The sequence below is a fragment of the Amycolatopsis acidicola genome (assembly GCF_007713735.2).
Taxonomy (GTDB): Bacteria; Actinomycetota; Actinomycetes; order Mycobacteriales; family Pseudonocardiaceae; genus Amycolatopsis_E; species Amycolatopsis_E acidicola.
Genome location: NZ_VMNW02000096.1, coordinates 18058 through 31558, shown reverse-complemented (window position 1 = coordinate 31558; position 13501 = coordinate 18058). Strand labels below are relative to the sequence as shown.

At 68.8% G+C, this 13501-nt stretch carries 18 protein-coding genes and 1 rRNA gene; 10 read left to right on the top strand and 9 right to left on the bottom strand.

Annotation, left to right across the window (positions count from 1 at the left end):
* A 16S ribosomal RNA gene (locus tag FPZ12_RS38305) occupies positions 1-100 on the bottom strand; the annotation flags it as partial.
* 468 nt (positions 101-568) lie between these two features.
* Between FPZ12_RS38305 and FPZ12_RS38300 the strand changes: the two genes are divergently transcribed.
* Genes FPZ12_RS38300 through hisS form a run of 3 tightly spaced genes read left to right on the top strand, consistent with a single transcriptional unit; the run spans position 569 to position 2788 of the window.
* Positions 569-1021 (top strand): flavodoxin family protein, encoded by a 453-nt coding sequence (locus FPZ12_RS38300; RefSeq protein ID WP_144757621.1) that lies wholly within the window; start codon positions 569-571, stop codon positions 1019-1021.
* A gap of 32 nt (positions 1022-1053) precedes the next feature.
* Positions 1054-1452, top strand: coding sequence for a hypothetical protein (locus tag FPZ12_RS38295; protein ID WP_144757620.1), 399 nt, complete (start codon positions 1054-1056; stop codon positions 1450-1452).
* 46 nt (positions 1453-1498) lie between these two features.
* Entirely contained in the window at positions 1499-2788 is a 1290-nt protein-coding gene (hisS, locus tag FPZ12_RS38290; RefSeq protein WP_144757619.1) for a histidine--tRNA ligase, read from the top strand.
* 39 nt (positions 2789-2827) lie between these two features.
* On the opposite strand, the gene FPZ12_RS38285 is transcribed toward hisS, so the two are convergent.
* Entirely contained in the window at positions 2828-3823 is a 996-nt protein-coding gene (locus FPZ12_RS38285) for an aldo/keto reductase (protein WP_208026154.1), read from the bottom strand.
* Positions 3820-4215, bottom strand: coding sequence for a MerR family transcriptional regulator (locus tag FPZ12_RS38280; protein ID WP_144757618.1), 396 nt, complete (start codon positions 4213-4215; stop codon positions 3820-3822). The genes FPZ12_RS38285 and FPZ12_RS38280 overlap by 4 nt, the downstream gene beginning before the upstream one ends.
* A 118-nt stretch (positions 4216-4333) precedes the next feature.
* Between FPZ12_RS38280 and FPZ12_RS38275 the strand changes: the two genes are divergently transcribed.
* Positions 4334-4924: a TetR/AcrR family transcriptional regulator gene (locus FPZ12_RS38275; RefSeq protein ID WP_144757617.1), complete on the top strand. Its 591-nt coding sequence runs from the start codon at positions 4334-4336 to the stop codon at positions 4922-4924.
* Position 4925: 1 nt separating this feature from the next.
* On the opposite strand, the gene FPZ12_RS38270 is transcribed toward FPZ12_RS38275, so the two are convergent.
* From FPZ12_RS38270 to upp, 5 genes are all read right to left on the bottom strand, one after another.
* Entirely contained in the window at positions 4926-5831 is a 906-nt protein-coding gene (locus FPZ12_RS38270; RefSeq protein WP_144757616.1) for a WXG100 family type VII secretion target, read from the bottom strand.
* On the bottom strand, positions 5824-6183 hold the full coding sequence (locus FPZ12_RS38265; protein WP_144757615.1) for a type VII secretion target: 360 nt from the start codon (positions 6181-6183) through the stop codon (positions 5824-5826). The genes FPZ12_RS38270 and FPZ12_RS38265 overlap by 8 nt, the downstream gene beginning before the upstream one ends.
* On the bottom strand, positions 6180-6626 hold the full coding sequence (locus FPZ12_RS38260; protein WP_166463046.1) for a YbaB/EbfC family nucleoid-associated protein: 447 nt from the start codon (positions 6624-6626) through the stop codon (positions 6180-6182). The genes FPZ12_RS38265 and FPZ12_RS38260 overlap by 4 nt, the downstream gene beginning before the upstream one ends.
* A 61-nt stretch (positions 6627-6687) precedes the next feature.
* Positions 6688-7287, bottom strand: coding sequence for a class I SAM-dependent methyltransferase (locus tag FPZ12_RS38255; RefSeq protein ID WP_144757613.1), 600 nt, complete (start codon positions 7285-7287; stop codon positions 6688-6690).
* Positions 7284-7907 carry a uracil phosphoribosyltransferase gene (gene upp / locus FPZ12_RS38250; protein WP_144757612.1) on the bottom strand — a complete coding sequence of 208 codons (624 nt, stop codon included), beginning with the start codon at positions 7905-7907 and terminating at the stop codon, positions 7284-7286. Before upp ends, FPZ12_RS38255 begins: the two co-directional genes overlap by 4 nt.
* A gap of 78 nt (positions 7908-7985) precedes the next feature.
* Here upp and FPZ12_RS38245 point away from each other — a divergent pair, with 78 nt between their 5' ends.
* Genes FPZ12_RS38245 through FPZ12_RS38220 form a run of 6 tightly spaced genes read left to right on the top strand, consistent with a single transcriptional unit; the run spans position 7986 to position 12765 of the window.
* On the top strand, positions 7986-8585 hold the full coding sequence (locus FPZ12_RS38245; protein WP_144757624.1) for a DUF1707 SHOCT-like domain-containing protein: 600 nt from the start codon (positions 7986-7988) through the stop codon (positions 8583-8585).
* An 11-nt stretch (positions 8586-8596) separates the two neighbouring features.
* A complete protein-coding gene (gene deoC / locus FPZ12_RS38240; RefSeq protein WP_144757611.1) occupies positions 8597-9547 on the top strand; it encodes a deoxyribose-phosphate aldolase in 951 nt (316 codons plus the stop codon).
* Positions 9544-10977, top strand: coding sequence for an aldehyde dehydrogenase family protein (locus tag FPZ12_RS38235; protein ID WP_144757623.1), 1434 nt, complete (start codon positions 9544-9546; stop codon positions 10975-10977). Before deoC ends, FPZ12_RS38235 begins: the two co-directional genes overlap by 4 nt.
* Positions 10970-11824, top strand: a complete 855-nt coding sequence (locus FPZ12_RS38230) for an aldehyde dehydrogenase family protein (protein WP_144757610.1) — start codon at positions 10970-10972, stop codon at positions 11822-11824. Before FPZ12_RS38235 ends, FPZ12_RS38230 begins: the two co-directional genes overlap by 8 nt.
* On the top strand, positions 11824-12105 hold the full coding sequence (locus FPZ12_RS38225) for a hypothetical protein (protein ID WP_144757609.1): 282 nt from the start codon (positions 11824-11826) through the stop codon (positions 12103-12105). Before FPZ12_RS38230 ends, FPZ12_RS38225 begins: the two co-directional genes overlap by 1 nt.
* Positions 12106-12765 carry a DNA alkylation repair protein gene (locus tag FPZ12_RS38220; RefSeq protein WP_144757608.1) on the top strand — a complete coding sequence of 220 codons (660 nt, stop codon included), beginning with the start codon at positions 12106-12108 and terminating at the stop codon, positions 12763-12765. It begins immediately after the preceding gene.
* On the opposite strand, the gene FPZ12_RS38215 is transcribed toward FPZ12_RS38220, so the two are convergent.
* Positions 12762-13394 (bottom strand): TetR/AcrR family transcriptional regulator, encoded by a 633-nt coding sequence (locus FPZ12_RS38215; RefSeq protein ID WP_144757607.1) that lies wholly within the window; start codon positions 13392-13394, stop codon positions 12762-12764. The genes FPZ12_RS38220 and FPZ12_RS38215 overlap by 4 nt on opposite strands.
* Positions 13395-13501: the final 107 nt, after the last annotated feature.

The window sequence follows — 13501 nt, the reverse complement described above, 5'->3', positions numbered from 1 at the left end:
TCGCCACTCATCCACCACCGAAGCGGCTTCAGCGTTCGACTTGCATGTGTTAAGCACGCCGCCAGCGTTCGTCCTGAGCCAGGATCAAACTCTCCAACAATGAACAAGTTCGATCGACTCGATCGTATTTCTCAAAGGAACCCACAAAGGGTTCAAATAAGCTCTACTGGCTTAGTTCATCAAACACACTGTTGAGTTCTCAAACAACACGCTTTTTTGTGCTTCATCCGGGCTATACCTTACCCCGTCTCGAATCTGCCGATTCATCGGGGGGTGGTCTAGCTCGGCGGCCTGGTACCCCGTGCGTTTGGGCTTTTGCCCTCCGGCCCGGTCTCCCTGGCGACGAAAAGAAGATTACATGCCTGGAAAACGGGCCCGAACAGGGGGGTCCCTTAACGGTGAAACCCCAGCTCAGGGCCCCAGTAGGGCCGTCTTCCGCCCTCGGCGGGGAAACAGCTGGCGCCCATTCGGCCGAGCCGGGCAGTGCCCGGGATTCACGGCATTCACCGCGAGCACATCCAGGACCGCGGGGTTGCCGGGCGCGAGTGCGGGCGGCACCCTCCAGTTCGTGCCTACTTTGCTGATCGTGCATCACACGCCGTCGCCGAATCTGCAGGCGATGTTCGAGGCCGTCGTGTCCGGCGCGACGACCGACGAGATCGAGGGCGTGGACGTGGTGCGCCGGGCGGCGCTCGCCGCGACGGCGTCCGACGTGCTCGAGGCCGACGGCTATCTCCTCGGTACGACGGCGAACCTCGGCTACATGTCGGGCGCCCTCAAGCATTTCTTCGACCAGATCTACTACCCCTGTCTCGACTCCACCCGCGGCCGCCCGTTCGGCTACTACGTGCACGGCGGCAGCGACGTGGCCGGCACGGTGCGCGGGATCGAGTCGATCACCACCGGGCTGGGCTGGGAACAGGCGGCGGAGAAGGTCACCGTCACCGGCGAGCCGGACAAGTCCGCGCTGGAGGCGTGCTGGGAGCTCGGGGCGACCGTAGCGGCGACCCTCATCGCGTGACACTGTTTTAAAACACTGTTATATTCTTCCCCATGACAACGCTCAGCGGGCCCACCCAGCTGTTCACCGTGATCGCCCTCGTCTCCCTGCCCACCGTGATGTACGGCGGCTACGCCCTGCTCGGCCTCCTGCGAAAAGGCCGGCTCACCGACAAACAGCGCGGCTTCTTCCGCGCCGGGCACGCGCACGCCGGCGTGCTGCTCGTCCTCGCGCTCGTCTCGCTACAGCTACTGGCGCAGGGCGACTTGGGCGAGGCGGCGCGGTGGATCGCGTGCTTCCTGCTCCTCTTCGGCATCCTCGGTCAGTCGGGCGGGCTGTTCCTCAACCTCGTGCCCGGCAGGCCCGGCCTCGCGCACGGGGTCACCACCGGCGGCGCCGTGCTGCTGGCCGCGGCCATGCTGATGACGGCCTGGGGAATCGCGGTCGCCTAGCTGGATAAACTCGGGAACGTACTGTTTTCGAGGAGTGAGGACCGTCGTGCCCGAGTACCTGCCGACCGCGCCCTACCGGGGGACCAGGGACTTCCTGCCCGCGGAGATGTCCGTCCGGACGCAGGTGTTCGACCATCTCTACGAAGCACTCGAGCGGTTCGGCTACCTGCGTTACGACGGGCCGATCCTGGAGTCCGCGGAGATCTACGAGCGCAAGTCCGGTCAGGAGATCGCCGACCAGCAGCTGTACACGCTCACCGACCGGGGCGGCCGCCGGCTCGCGCTGCGCCCGGAGATGACCCCGTCGGTGGCGCGGATGATCGCCGGGAACGCGGGCTCGCTCAACTTCCCGGTGCGCTGGTACAGCCACCCGAACTGCCACCGCTACGAGCGCCCGCAGCGCGGCCGCGTGCGCGAGCACTGGCAGATCAACGCCGACATCTTCGGTTCGGACAGCGCGAACTGCGAGATCGAGATGTTCGAGCTGATCCACGCGCTGCTGGGTTCGGTGGGCGCGACCGAGGACATGTTCCTGGTCCGCGCGAACGACCGGAACCTGCTCGGCTCGGCGCTGACCGATCTCGTCGGGGTTTCCGCCGAGCAGCTCGGCCAGGTGTTCGGGCTGGTGGACCGCTGGGAGAAGTACGACAAGGACAAGCTGGCCGAGCAGGCCGCCGAAATCGGGCTGGCGGACAAGCAGTTCGAACGGCTCGGTGACGTGCTTTCGGCCGGCACCGCCCTGCTGGACGAGCTGCCGGCGCCGGTGAAGGAAGCGTCGAACCTGGTCAAGGTCCTCGAGTCGGAGGCGGCGAGCCTCGTCCGGTTCGACCCGATGATCGTGCGCGGGCTGGCGTACTACACGTCCACCGTGTTCGAGGTCTTCGACACCTCGCCGGAGAACAACCGCGCGCTGTTCGGCGGCGGCCGCTACAGCGACCTCGCCGGGATGTTCACTTCGCAGCAGATCCAGGGCATCGGGTTCGGCATGGGCGACGTGACGCTGATGGACTTCCTGGACACCCACGGGCTCACCCCGAAACCGCGCAGCGAGGTCGATGTCGTGGTGATCCCGGTGGCCGGGGAGCTGGCCGGGCCGGCGCGGCAGGTGGCCGCGGAGCTGCGGAAGGCCGGGCTGCGCTCGTCCACGCCGCTCGAACTGCGCAAGCTGGGCAAGGAGCTTTCGCGCGCGGACCGCGCCGGGGCGCGCGCGGTGGTGATCGTCGGTCAGGAGGACTGGGACGCCGGGAACGTCACGGTGCGCTCGCTGGCCGACCGCGAACAGCAGACTGTCGCGCTCGGCGGGGCCGCCGCCGCTGTGCGGGCTTTGCTGGACTGACAAGGAATACGGGCCCCGCCGAGTGCGGGGCCCGTTCCGTCATTTGCTCACGGTGCGCGCGAAGCGTTCCGGATAGCGCTCACCGGCCACGGCGTCCGCCGGTGCCGCCGCCTCGATCGCCGCGATGTCCTTTTCGGACAGTGCGATCTCGGTGGCGGCCACGTTTTCCTCCAGGTACTTGCGCCGTTTGGTGCCCGGGATCGGCACGACGTCGGCGCCCTGGTGCTGCACCCACGCCAGGGCCAGCTGCCCGGCCGTCACGCCCTTTTCGGCCGCCAGTTTGCGCAGCGCCTCGACGATGGCGAGGTTGCGGTCGAGGTTCTCCTCGGCGAACCGCGGCAGCCCGCGGCGCATGTCGTCCTCGGGCAGGTCCTGCACCGAGGTGACCGAGCCGGTCAGGAAACCGCGGCCCAGCGGGGAGAACGGCACGATGCCGATGCCGAGCTCACGGCACGTCGGCACGACCTCGTCCTCGATGCCCCGCGTCCACAGGCTCCATTCGCTCTGCAGCGCGGTGATCGGGTGCACCGCGTGCGCGGCGCGGATGGTGGCGGCCGACGCCTCCGAGATGCCGAGGTGCCGCACCTTGCCCTCGGCGACCAGCTCGGCCAGCGCGCCCCAGGTCTCCTCGATCGGGACCTCCGGGTCGACGCGGTGCTGGTAGTAGAGGTCGATGTGGTCGGTTCCCAGGCGCTGCAAGGATTCCTCGCAGCACTGCCGGACGTACGCGGCGTCCCCGCGCACGCGCTGGGAGCCACCGCCGGGCCCGATGTGGCCGGGCACGATGCCGAACTTGGTGGCCAGCACGACCTGGTCCCGCCGGTCCGCGATGGCGCGGCCGACCAGTTCCTCGTTGGTGTGCGGGCCGTACACGTTGGCCGTGTCGAGCAGGGTGACGCCAAGCTCGAGTGCGCGGTGGATCGTGGCGACGGATTCGTCGTCGTTGTCCCGCACGCCGTAGGCCTGGCTCATGCCCATGCAGCCGAGCCCCTGCGCGCCGACTTCCAGTTCTCCGAGCTTGCGCTTGGCGATCAAGCCGAAATCCCTTCCACCTGGGTCGCCGCGAGATCGCGGCAGATCCGGTCGTAGTTGTCGATCTTGTAGTCGAGTACGTCGAGGCAGGACTGCAGTTCGGCGATCCGCGCGCGGACCGAACTGCGCTGCTCGACGAGGATGCCGCGCCTGCGGCCGGCCGCGGCGTCTCCGTGGTGGCGCAGCTGGGCGTACTCCCGCATCATCTTGATCGGCATGCCGGTGGTGCGGAGTTTGGTCAGGAACCCGAGCCACGCGAGGTCGTCGTCGGAATAGGCCCGGCGGCCCGCCGCGTCGCGCGACGGTGGGTCCACCAGTTTGATGCGCTCGTAGTACCGGAGGGTGTCGATCGACAAACCGCTCCGGCGTGCGGCCTCCGCTATCGAATAGCTCATGGCCGTCCTCTCTCCCCTTGGTCGCCGACGCTCACGTGCATCGACACTACGACCTGGAGTGCACTCCAGGTCAACTCCGGAATCAGCATTGATAACAGCGTTGCGATACGCTGTGTTCATGGCCCGACCACGGACACATGACGAGAACCTTCGCCTGCGCCTGCTCGACAAGGCGGGCGAGCTGCTGTCCACGGACGGCCCGAAGGCGCTGAGCCTGCGGAAACTCGCCGGTGACGCGGGCACCTCGACCACCGCCGTGTACTCGCTCTTCGGCAGCAAACCGGATCTGGTGAACGCGCTCTACGCCGAGGGCTTCCGCCGGTTCGGCGAACGGATGGCGGCGACCGGGCGCACCGACGACCCGGCCGAGGACTTCGTCCGGCTCGGGCTGACCTACCGCGAGAGCGCGCTCGCCGACCCGCACCTGTACTCGATCATGTTCACGAAGGCGGTGCCCGGGTTCGAACCGGGGCCGGAGGCCGAGGAGCTGGCGCGCACCACGCTGGCGCCCCTGATGGACGTGGTGCGGGACGCGATCGACGGGAAGGTGTTCGCCGACGTCGCCCCGGAGACCGTCGTGATCAGCGCGTGGGGCCTCGTGCACGGGCTGGTTTCCTTGGAGCTCAACGGAAACCTGCCCGGCGGCTTCGACGTCGCCGCCTCCTACGAGGCGTCGCTGCGCGCGCACGCCAACGGGTGGCGGCGCTGATTCAGGAGCCGGTGACGATCTTGCCGCCGTCTTTGCCGATCTCGATGATCTTCGGCAGGATCTTGATCACCTCGTGCAGCGTGTTGAGGAGCCTGCCGACCAGACCGAAGCCGTCGGTGAGCACCTTCAGCAACATCTCCACGAGCTTGGCGCCCTTCCCGCACTGGCGCGCGATGTAGCCGATCGACTCCTCGGCGATCAGCGCCCATCCCGGCGGGCCTTCGGGCAGTTCCAGCGCGTCCACGATCAGCGACCCGAGCGTGCTCGCGATGAGGTCCCGCACCGTGTCGTGCACGGTCTGCACCAATTCGGCCGCGATCTCCACCAGCGCCTTCATCGCGTCCGCGATCAGCGCGCACGTGGCCAGCGCGTCGTGCAGCTTGCCGGAGACATCGCGGTACGCGTCGGCGCCGCCGCCGGTCCAGGAACCGGCGACGTCGCCGGTGACCGCGGACGCGTAGTCGTCGGCCGCCTGCCCGAGCGCGGTGCTGATGTTGCCCCAGGTCTTGGCGACGGCGGCGACGGTGTCCCCGTTGCCGGTCAGCTCGTCCATGATCAGTTTGAGCGGTTTCAGGTGCTCCATCGCCCAGCTGATCAGCGCGCTCAGGATGGAGCCCGCCGGGTCGGTCACGTAGCCGATGCTGTCCAGCACGACCGCCGCCGCGTCGAAGGCCGCGCTCGCCCAGTCGCCCTTTTCGATGTCCTTGCAGTAGCTCAAGGTGTCGTCGGGCAGACCCGTGCCCTTGAGCCAGCCGTTGTCCTCACCGGTGAACGGGTCGTCCGTGCCGGTGAAGTAGCTGCCGGCGAACTTCCCGTAGTCGCCGTCGGCCAGCGCCTTGGCGTCCGGGGTGTAGTCGGACAGGTGGAAGGTGGCGTCTCGCTCGACGAGCGGGTTGTCGTCACTCAACGGGGCCTCCCTGGCCCGGCACCGGCACTTCCTCGACCTGGCGGGCGATCTCTTGCAACAGTTCCTCGCTCTTGTCCTCCTGCGCGCTGTACTGCCGCGACGCGCTGGTCATCCCTTCCTGGGTTTTGCGCAGCGCGTCGGTGGTGTCGGCCAAGACGCTCTGCGCGAACCGGCCGGCGGTGTCGATGGCCTGGCCGAAGAACTGGCACAGCACGCCGTACGCGTTGTCCAGACCGCCCGGCGTCACCTGCTTCGCGGCGTCGGCCGCCTGTGCCGTCTTGTCGGCGACTCCGGCGATGTGCTGGGCGTGTTTGTCGAGCAGGGACGGGTCCACCTGCAGGGGCTCGGTCATCGCAGGTAGCTCTCGGTGCTGAAGTCGCCGGGGTCGGCGGGCGGCGAAGCGGGCCTGGCGGCTTCTTCCGGTTCCGGATCGGGGAAGCGTTCTCGCGTCTTGGCGACGATCTCCTTGCCAAGCAGATCATCCGGCGGGACGTGCTCGTCCACGATCTCCTGCACCCGGTCGGCGATCCGCGCCTGCGCGCGCTTCGTCGCGGCGACCACCTGCGCGCCGAGACGCGCGGCGCCCAGCTGCAGCGCCCGGTCTGTCAGTTTGAGATCACGCAGCTCGCCCCCGGATCCGACGGTGACCGTGATGGCCCCGCCGTCGGTGCTCTCGGTGGCCTCGGCCTTCTCGATTCCCGCACGCACCGCGACGTACCGTTCGTGGTCGCTGTTGACGTCCGCGACCATCCGGTTCAGCCGTTCCCGTGCCGCCGCGGCGGGATCGGAACTCATCGCCATCGCCTCCTCCGCACGCGTTCCCCTGATCAGCGCGATGGTAGGCGGTAGCGGTCATTCAGCGGGCCGGTTTCGTCCAAGTAATTGAGTAGCGCCGGAGTACGTGTCGCTGATAGCGCACGCCCGGCAGCAGGCGCTGCGCTGCGGCGCGCACCTGCCCGTAGCTCATTTGTGGCTTCATCCCCGGCATCCCTTGCGGGCTGCGCGCACGGCGAAGCAGCTTCGTGATCCGGACGGCCGGAGTGGCGGCGACGGCGAAGGCCCGCTCCGCCAGGGTTGCCGAGCGGGCCAGGCTCACCACCACCAGCACTCCGCCGGGGCGCAGCAGATCGCGCATACGGCACAGCGCCGCTTCGAAGTCCAGGTGGTGGATGGTGGCCACGGAACACACGAAGTCGTAAGTGCCATCGGACAAGTCGGCGGCGAGGAAATCGCCTTCGAGGAAAGTGAGCCCGGGATGGTCGGCGGCCAGTTCGCGGGCGTCGGCGATCATCCGGGGCGAGCTGTCGATGCCGGTGACGCGCTTCGCCCGCGAGGCCAGCTTCCGTGCGAGCAGCCCGTCCCCGCAGCCGACGTCGAGCGCCTCGACGCATCCTTCGGGGACAGCACGAAGGATGTCCGGATGCCGGGCGACATTCGTGTTCCAGTAAGGGTTCACCGTGCCCCGTACTGCCTGTCCCCCGCGTCCCCGAGGCCGGGAACGATGAAACCCGAGTCGTTCAGGCGCTCGTCGATCGAAGCCGTGACCACGCGCACCGGCAGGTTGGCCTCCTCCAGGTGCTTCAGGCCTTCGGGCGCGGCCAGCGCGCAGATCGCGGTGACGTCCGTGGCGCCGCGTTCGGTGAGCAGGCCGATGGTGTAGGCCATCGAACCGCCGGTGGCGAGCATCGGATCGAGGACGAACACCGGCCGGTCCGCGAGGCTTTCCGGCAGCGACTCCATGTACGGCGTCGGCTGCAGCGTTTCCTCGTCGCGTGCCAGGCCGACGAACCCCATCTGCGCGTCGGGGATCAGTTTGTGCGCCTGATCAGCCATCCCCAGCCCCGCCCGCAGTACCGGCACCAGCAGCGGCGGGTTCGCCAGCCGGTACCCGTTGGTGCGCGCGACCGGGGTGTGGATCCGCTCGGCGCGCACCGGTGCGTCGCGGGTGGCTTCGTAGATCAGCATGACGGTCAGCTCATGCAGCGCCGCGCGGAACGCGGCGCTGTCGGTGCGGGCGTCCCGCATGGTCGAGAGCCTGTCCTTCGCCAGCGGATGATCCACCACCTGCACGTTCATGACGCAATACCGTACGGTCCCCGCCGCCTCCCCGCTACGCTCTGCGGTGTGACGGAACAGACCCCGGAACACCCGCCGATGCGGGCGTCGAACGATGATCGCGAGCGGGTCGCGCAGATCCTGCACAACGCCCTGTCGGAGGGCCGGATCACCGTGCAGGAACTGGAAGAGCGGCTCGACACCGTGTACGCGGCGAAGACGCTCGACGATCTGAAGCCGCCCATCGCGGACCTCCCCGGCGTCACTCCCGGAACGGCGGTCGAGGCCGCGCCCTCGCACGAGGTCGACAAGCGGATCGGCGGAGTCCCGGGCTCGCAGGCGTCGATCGCGGTCATGTCCGGCGCGAGCCGCAAGGGCAACTGGGTCGTGCCGCCGAGCCACACGAGCTTCGCGTTCTGGGGCGGCGTGGACTTCGACCTGCGCGACGCCCGCTTCGCCGAACGCCATTCCACGATCACCGCGGTCGCGATCATGGGCGGCATCGAGATCGTCGTGCCGGACGACATCGTGGTCGACGTCAACGGAATCGGCTTCATGGGCGCGTTCGAGACGGAGGACCGCGGCCCGGTGGCGGCCGCTCCCCCGCCGGGAGCGCCGGTGCTGAAGGTGACCGGATTCGCGTTCTGGGGCGCGGTCACCGTCATCCGGAAGCCGCGAAAACGCCAGCTGGAGAACTAAGCTCGGGGGCTGTGACCACAACTCTCCCGGCCGGGCTGGCCGACGCTACCCGCGATGACGCCGGCCTGCGCCGATTCCTGCACGGGCTGCCGGGCGTCGACCAGGTCGGCGTCGAGGCCAGGGCCGCGTCCCTGGCCACCCGCAGTATCAAGAAGGCGGCCAAACTCCAGGCCATCGACATGGCGATCTCGATGGTCGACCTCACGACGCTCGAAGGCGCCGACACGCACGGCAAGGTGCGCGCGCTGGCGGCGAAGGCGAAGCGCCCGGACCCGGACAGGCCGGAAACCCCGCGCGTAGCCGCGGTCTGTGTGTACCCGGATCTGGCGGCGACGGCGGTGGAAGAGCTGAAGGGCACCGGGATCGGGGTCGCGAGCGTGGCCACCGCGTTCCCGTCGGGCCGGTCGAGCCGTCAGGTGAAGCTGGCCGATGTGGCGTTGGCCGTGGAGTCCGGCGCGAGCGAGGTCGACATGGTGATCGACCGCGGCGCGTTCCTCGAGGGGCGCTACGGGCAGGTGTTCGAGGAGATCCAGGCGATCAAGGAAGCCTGCGGCGAGGCACATCTGAAGGTCATCCTGGAGACGGGTGAGCTGGCCACGTACGACAACGTGCGCCGCGCGTCGTGGCTCGCGTTGCTGGCGGGCGGCGATTTCATCAAGACCTCCACCGGCAAGGTCTCCCCCGCCGCGACCCTGCCGGTCACGCACGTGATGCTGCAGGCGGTGCACGACTGGTTCGCCCTGACCGGCGAGCTGCGCGGGGTGAAGCCCGCGGGCGGCATCCGCACCACGAAGGATGCGATCCGCTATCTCGTCGCGGTGCGCGAGGTGGCCGGCGAGCAGTGGCTGACCGCGGAACTGTTCCGCTTCGGCGCGTCCAGCCTGCTCAACGATCTCGTGCTGCAGCGCCGAACCCAGCTCGACGGCCACTACAGCGGCCCCGACTATGTGACGGTGGACTGATGACCTGGGAGTACGCGCCCGCCCCGGAATCGAGGGCGCTGGCGAACCTCAAGCCGAGCTACCGGCCGTTCGTCGACGGTGAGTTCGTCGACGGCGCCGGCGAACCGCTCAAGTCCGTGAACCCGGCCACCGAGGAGATCCTCGCCGAGGTCGGCACGGCCGCACAGTCCGATGTGGACACCGCGGTGAAGGCGGCGCGGCGCGCCTACGAAAAGGTGTGGCGGCCGATGCCGGGCAGCGAGCGGGCGAAGTACCTGTTCCGCATCGCGCGGCTGATCCAGGAGCGTTCACGCGAGCTGGCCGTGCTGGAAACGCTCGACAACGGCAAGCCCATCAAGGAATCCCGCGACTCCGACCTACCGACGGTCGCCGCGCATTTCTTCTACCACGCGGGCTGGGCGGACAAGCTCGACTATGCCGGCTTCGGCCCGGATCCGCGGCCGCTGGGTGTCGCCGGGCAGATCATCCCGTGGAACTTCCCGCTGCTGATGCTGGCCTGGAAGATCGCGCCCGCGCTGGCGACCGGGAACACGGTGGTACTCAAGCCCGCCGAGACGACTCCGTTGACAGCGCTGGTGTTCGCGGAGATCTGCCGGCAGGCGGACCTGCCGCCCGGCGTGGTGAACATCCTGCCCGGCGCCGGTGACGTCGGCGAACTGCTCGTCGGCCACGATGGCATCGACAAGATCGCGTTCACCGGGTCCACCGAGGTGGGCAAGCTGATCCAGCGTCAGGTGGCGGGCACGCCGAAGCGGCTCACACTGGAGCTCGGCGGGAAGGCGGCGAACATCGTCTTCGACGACGCGCCGCTGGACCAGGCCGTCGAGGGGATCGTGAACGGGATCTTCTTCAACCAGGGCCACGTGTGCTGCGCCGGGTCGAGGCTGCTCGTCCAGGAGTCCATTGTGGACGAGCTGCTGGACAAGCTGCGGTACCGGATCTCCACACTGCGCCTCGGTGACCCGCTGGACAAGAACACCGACGTCGGCGCGATCAACTCCGCGGACCAGCTGGCGAAGATCCGCGAGCTGACCGAGTCCGGCGAGGCCGAGGGCGCGCACCGCTGGACCAGCCCGTGCCCGGTGCCGGATCGCGGCTTCTTCTTCGCTCCCACCGTGTTCTCCGACGTGCACCAGTCGATGCGGATCGCCCGCGAGGAGATCTTCGGCCCGGTGCTGTCGGTGCTCACCTTCCGCACCCCGGACGAGGCGGTGGCCAAGGCGAACAACACGCCGTATGGGCTGTCGGCCGGGATCTGGAGCGACAAGGGTTCTCGGATCCTGTCGATAGCGAACCGGCTGCGCGCCGGGGTGGTGTGGGCCAACACGTTCAACCGATTCGATCCGGCCGCGCCGTTCGGCGGGTACCAGGAATCGGGTTTCGGCCGCGAGGGTGGCCGCGCGGGGCTGGAGGGGTACCTCGATGTCTGATCGGATTTCCGTCGCGAAGACCTACAAACTGTTCGTCGGCGGCAAGTTCCCGCGCTCGGAAAGCGGCCGGGTGTACGCCGTGACCGATCACAAGGGCAAGTTCCTCGCCAACGCGGCGGACGCGTCGCGCAAGGACGTGCGGGACGCGGTTTCGGCCGCACGCAAGGCTTTTCCCGGTTGGTCGGGCGCGACGGCGTACAACCGGGGGCAGGTGCTGTACCGGGTCGCGGAGATGCTGGAGGGACGGCGGGAGCAGTTCGTCGCCGAGGTGACCGCCGCCGAGGGCGGCAGGCACGCTTCGTCCATTGTGGACGCCGCCATCGACCGCTGGGTGTGGTACGCGGGCTGGACCGACAAGATCGCGAGCGTACTGGGCGCGGCGAACCCGGTGGCGGGGCCGTACTTCTCGTTCAGCGTTCCCGAGCCGACGGGCGTAGTGGGAATCCTTGCGCCGCAACGGTCTTCGCTGCTCGGGCTGGTGAGCGTGCTGGCGCCGGTGCTCGCGACGGGATGCACCGCGGTTCTGGTGAGCAGCCGCGAACGGCCGTTGCCCGCGATCACGCTGTCGGAGGTGCTGGCCACGGCGGACCTGCCGGGCGGGGTGGCGAACATCCTGACCGGCAACGCCGACGAGCTCGGCCCGTGGCTTGCTTCGCACGGCGACGTGAACGCGCTCGACCCGACGGGCGCTTCGGACAGGGCGGCTCTCGCTCGCGAAGCGGCCGGGACGGTGAAGCGCGTGCTGTCCGTGCCGGCGGACGAGCCGGACTGGACGCGACGGCCGGACATCGCGCGGCTGCGGAAGTTCCTGGAGACGAAGAGCGTGTGGCATCCGATGGGGGTCTGATGGCGGAAGTGCTGTTGGCCGTGGTGGTCGACATGGTCGCGGGGCGGGAAGACGACGGGCAGCGGTTCGAGGACGACGTGCTGGCGCGGCTGGGAAAACACGGCGGCACGCTGGAGCGGCGCCTGCGCACGGCCGACGCGGGGAGCGAGGTGCATTTGCTTCGGTTCACGTCGCGTGCGGGATACGAAGCGTTCCTCGCCGATCCCGACCGCCTCGCGTTGCGGGACAAGGTCGGCCACGCTGCCCCGGCCGCGCGCGTACTCGAAGTGAAGGACGTTTAGATGGCCACGGTCGAAGAAGTGCTGACGGAGCTGAAGGCGTTGGCGGACCCGAAGATCCTCGCCGTCAACCAACGCCACGGCGACGATCACGCGGTCAACCTCACGAAGCTGCGCGCTGTGGCCAAAAGCCTCAAGACCCAGCACGAGCTGGCCGGCGACCTGTGGGCGACGGGCGATACGGCGGCCCGGCTCGTCGCGATCCTGATCAGCCGCCCCAAGGCGTACTCGGCGTCCGAACTGGACACGATGCTCCGCGACGCGCGCGTGCCCAAGGTGCACGATTGGCTGATCACCAACGTCGTCAAGAAGAACGCGCACGTCGAGGAGCTGCGCGTCGCGTGGTTCGCCGACCCCGATCCGGCGGTCGCCAGTGCCGGCTGGGCCTTGACCAGTGCGCGCGTGGCCAAATCGCCGGAAGGGCTCGACCTGCCCGGGCTGCTCGACCTCATCGAGGCGCGGATGAAGGACGCGCCGGACCGCCTGCAGTGGGCGATGAACGAATGCCTCGCCACCATCGGCATCCACCACCCCGAGCACCGCACGAGGGCGATCGAGATCGGCGAACGGCTCGAAGTCCTCAAGGACTACCCGACCCCGCCGAACTGCACCTCGCCCTACGCGCCGATCTGGATCACCGAGATGGTGCGGCGGCAGCGTTAACGGAGGTAGAGGTCCTCGACCGTGATCGGGCGGCCGGGCAATACCGAGTCCGGCCGCGCGCGCAGCCCTTCGAGCAACAGCGCCAGCACACGTTCGATCATCAGCTCCGCCGTCTCGCCCTTCGCCGGAAACCGGCGCAGCAGCAACGAAACCACGATCGCGACGTCGCCGGTGGAGACGTCCGCGCGCAGGGAACCCTCGTCCTGCGCGCGGTGCACGATGTCGTCCAGCACGTCGAGGATCGCGTTCCGGAACTCCTGCGTGCCGCGGTCCTCGCGGATGATCACCGACGCCTGCGGCGACACCAGCGCCAGCCGGACGCTCAGCTGCAGCTCACGTGACTGGCCGAGCAGCCGCACCAGCGCCTGCCAGCCCGTCGGTTCCTCCGCGGCCGCGCGCGCCTCGGTGAGCACGCGGGCGAAGTTGTCCTGCGCGACCGCGCGGATCAGCGCCTCGCGGTCGGGGAAACGCCGGTACAGCGTGCCGACGCCGACGCCGGCGGCGCGGGCGATCTCCTCCATCGGCACGTCGGGGCCGTCGTCGAAGAACATCTGCTTGGCCGCAGCCAGAATCTGATCCCGGTTCCGGCGCGCGTCGGCGCGCAGCCGTGTCTCCGGATCCGCCGTCATGGGGGGATTGTCGCATCTCGCGGGCAGGTGGACGAAAAGCTTCCGCATCGGTACCGTGACCTTAAGTGGAAGGTATTCGTCCGAATACTCTCTGTACGGATCGGGGT

Bases quoted from the DNA above. Each gene is read 5' to 3' on its own strand.
- FPZ12_RS38295 (WP_144757620.1), top strand. From the start codon at position 1,054: ATGACAACGCTCAGCGGGCCCACCCAGCTGTTCACCGTGATCGCCCTC.
- FPZ12_RS38245 (WP_144757624.1), top strand. From the start codon at position 7,986: ATGCGGGCGTCGAACGATGATCGCGAGCGGGTCGCGCAGATCCTGCAC.
- FPZ12_RS38275 (WP_144757617.1), top strand. From the start codon at position 4,334: ATGGCCCGACCACGGACACATGACGAGAACCTTCGCCTGCGCCTGCTC.
- FPZ12_RS38220 (WP_144757608.1), top strand. From the start codon at position 12,106: ATGGCCACGGTCGAAGAAGTGCTGACGGAGCTGAAGGCGTTGGCGGAC.
- FPZ12_RS38215 (WP_144757607.1), bottom strand. From the start codon at position 13,394: ATGACGGCGGATCCGGAGACACGGCTGCGCGCCGACGCGCGCCGGAAC.
- FPZ12_RS38225 (WP_144757609.1), top strand. From the start codon at position 11,824: ATGGCGGAAGTGCTGTTGGCCGTGGTGGTCGACATGGTCGCGGGGCGG.
- FPZ12_RS38260 (WP_166463046.1), bottom strand. From the start codon at position 6,626: ATGAGTTCCGATCCCGCCGCGGCGGCACGGGAACGGCTGAACCGGATG.
- upp (WP_144757612.1), bottom strand. From the start codon at position 7,907: ATGAACGTGCAGGTGGTGGATCATCCGCTGGCGAAGGACAGGCTCTCG.
- FPZ12_RS38280 (WP_144757618.1), bottom strand. From the start codon at position 4,215: ATGAGCTATTCGATAGCGGAGGCCGCACGCCGGAGCGGTTTGTCGATC.
- FPZ12_RS38230 (WP_144757610.1), top strand. From the start codon at position 10,970: ATGTCTGATCGGATTTCCGTCGCGAAGACCTACAAACTGTTCGTCGGC.
- FPZ12_RS38265 (WP_144757615.1), bottom strand. From the start codon at position 6,183: ATGACCGAGCCCCTGCAGGTGGACCCGTCCCTGCTCGACAAACACGCC.